This window comes from Curtanaerobium respiraculi, from assembly GCF_024609215.1.
Taxonomy (GTDB): Bacteria; Actinomycetota; Coriobacteriia; order Coriobacteriales; family Eggerthellaceae; genus Curtanaerobium; species Curtanaerobium respiraculi.
Genome location: NZ_JANIPD030000026.1, coordinates 1 through 3004 on the forward strand (window position 1 = coordinate 1; position 3004 = coordinate 3004).

General features: G+C 58.7%; 2 protein-coding genes. One reads left to right on the forward strand and one right to left on the reverse strand.

Translation table 11 applies throughout. The annotated features are described in order from the left end of the window. Positions 1–2738, reverse strand: a 2738-nt coding sequence (locus tag NOV21_RS07785) for a condensation domain-containing protein (protein WP_346428555.1), incomplete at its 3' end; no start/stop codon positions are given. Between the two features lie 76 nt (positions 2739–2814). Between NOV21_RS07785 and NOV21_RS07790 the strand changes: the two genes are divergently transcribed. Further along, positions 2815–3004: hypothetical protein (locus tag NOV21_RS07790; protein WP_283171793.1), on the forward strand; the 190-nt coding region annotated here is incomplete at its 3' end.

Genomic DNA, 3004 nt, shown 5'->3' on the forward strand with positions numbered 1-3004 from the left:
TCCCCCCACCTCAGGGCGATGCGGCCGGGATCCTCGGCGGCGCGCTCGAAGAAGCCGGCGTGGATCGGCCCCGGGGCGGCGGGACGGGCGTCGCCCCGGGAGGCGCGCTCGTAGGAGGGGAGGAGCGGCTCGTCCCAGCTGCCCCGCGCGAGGGCATTCAGCGCCGAGAGGTATTCCGAGAACATGGCCTCGATCAAACCTTCGGGAAAGAGCTCCCGAACATAGTCCCAAGACAGCAGCACACCGCCATCGTATTCCATCACTTGATGATCGATCCACACCTGTGGCGTTTGGCTTGCGCCATCGCGATACGTAAGGATTCCGGCACCCAGATCAAAATCAGCAACGCCTAATGCGCAGGTGAATACCACTGGCATCGATACATCGCCGTAACCGGTCCGTTGGGATAATTCACGTTGCACGTTGATGGTCGAAACGCTTCGATGCTCAAGCGCATCGGCAAGTTCGCACTGAACGGCTTTGATGGAACGCTCGGCACTTGGCTGACCTGACACGGGACACGCTATAGGAAGAAGCGTGGTGAAATCGCCAACGATTACACCGGTATCTGGGTGGACATCGGGCCGATCGAATACCGTCAGGTTCACGGTCACATCCTCGCCCCCGCTCCACCGGGAGAGCACCTTCGCATAGCAGGCGAGCAGCAGCGCCGCCTGCGTTATATCGGCTTTGCGCGCGCTATCGGCAATCTTGCCCCAGATAGCACGGTCTAGCCTTCTCGCAATCCGGCTAAAACGCCCGTCAACGATATCGGCTGGATCTTTTTTAAGGGGAATCTGGGGGGCCGGCGGTAACGTCGAAGCACGCCTCTTCCAGAACGCTTGGTCTTGCGCTTTCATTTCACGATGAGCCAAGTACTGGGTAACGTAGTCGCGGAAACGCAGATCGGGTTCCAAATCATTCTGAGGCGGATCCTGGTAGAACCGCGAAAATTCCGTTAGCACGATGCTCATGCTCAGACCGTCAATCATCGTATTGTCAAATCCCACCCCCAGTGCACAGACGTGAGCAGGAGTCACCATGGCGCAAACTTCAAAGGGGAAATGGGTTGTTAGGTCGAACGCACGGTGGGACATCGCCTGTTTCAGATGGTCGCATGCAGCCGTCAGGCTTTCATCGGTATACCGCACCGAAACGGGCAGGATGCCATCGGAGGCCCGAAGTGCCCGTTGATGCTCATGATCGGGCTCCAAGCGCGTCCTTAGCATGTCATGCCGCTCAAAAATGATCATCCAAGCACGCATGAACGATTCATGCTCAAAATCTTCAAAGGAGAATAAGAAGAAGCAATACGATCCCACTGACCCAAGCGGTAGATCTCCCTCGCGGCCAACCGTATAGGCCAGCTGCACCTCGGTCAGAGGGAATGGCTCATAGCGGTCAGCGGAATGGGGTACGATCTGATTTGCGAGTGCGGGATCGCCCTGTTCCCCGGCGACCGTCTTCGCAAATGCGGCCAGTGTAGGCGAAGCGAAGAGATTGCGCAGGGTAGCCTGCATCCCCTGCTGAGCGAGCAGTGCGATCATGCGCGTGGCGCTCAAGCTGTCTCCGCCAAGAGCAAAAAAGCTTTCATGCCGATCAATCCGCTCAATGCGCAGGATTTGGGACCATACCTGTGCGATATCCTGCTCGATGCCATCGCGAGGCGGCTCGAAGGAATCTCCCGCTTCAAATATATCGCCTTGCTTTTGAGCCCAAACGCGAAGAGAAGATGTATCGACTTTCCCATTAGCCGAAAGGGGAACCCGTGCGATCGCCCCAAAATGAGAGGGATGCATGTAATCGGGAAGGGAGGCGGCCAGATCTTCCCTGATCCCCTCGAAAGCAATGGCAGGCGTCGCCTTGCGCGCAATCGCATGGGCAAGGTTACCTCGCACTTGAGCAGCGGCCAGATTGAACCCTGCGCTTTGCATTCGCTCCAGCCAGGCTTCAGGGGGAAGCAGGTTTTCCAGCACGTGATGCTGTTCTTGCGGAAACGCACATTGCACAAGCGCCGCAGGAAGCAGGCTCTCTTCATCGAAATCCTCTGGCTCCGCTATCATCAGCTGAGCGTCGAGGGCGGCAAGGTAGGAGCATTCGCGAACCGCCGCCCACGTATCAGACGACGCATGGAGCGAGGCTGCTGCGATGACCAGATCATACCGGCCGCACAACCGCTCATCCACAACACCGCGATTGCAATAGGATGTCGTCAGGTGGCTCCACGGCCCAAGCGTGTCCAATGCGATCGCAATGAGCGCTTCGGACGTATCGATAAGACAATACTCTTCAACCGACCCTGCGGCAGATGAGAGGAGCTCGCGTGCTATGCACCCCGTCCGGCAGCCGTATTCGGCAATGCGAAGGCCGCGCCCGAGACGGCGCGCGGTTGAGGATATCGCGTCCCCTACTGACTTTATGAAAGCCTGCCCTTCCGAGCTCCTCCTGAAGAGGCGATCCGGCGCAAAGCGATCATTCACCAGAAGATCCGACGGATCGATACGTCCGCAGACGATGGAAAGCAGATACGAGATATCGTCATCGCTGTACCTGCGCCTTGCATCAGGAGATGCCGTTTCACTGCAAGACCGGATTCGTCGAGAACAGGCGTCAAACGCGGGTATAAAGCGCGAATCGACCTCCGCTCCTATTAGATCTTGCGCCGTAGGTTCAGTTCCTATCCCTAAAGAAGCGCACATCCTTCCAAAGGCATCAGCCAGCACTGACCCGCCGTCCATATCCGGCGAGGATACCCGTTCGATCGCGCCATGGGATTTTTGCACAGCACCTATCTGCGGAAGGATAGCGGCACTGATGCGGTTGCTTCGTCCCGTTGCCACCACTATCGCCCGATCGACCCCCCTGCAAGCCGCGAGGGCCGCCTCGATCTCCCCCAGCTCCACGCGGTGGCCGCGCACCTTCACCTGCTGCTGGGACTGGCGCCTCCCCAGGAACTCGATGGTGCCGTCGGGCCAGAAGCGCCCCTCGTCGCCGGTGCGGTACC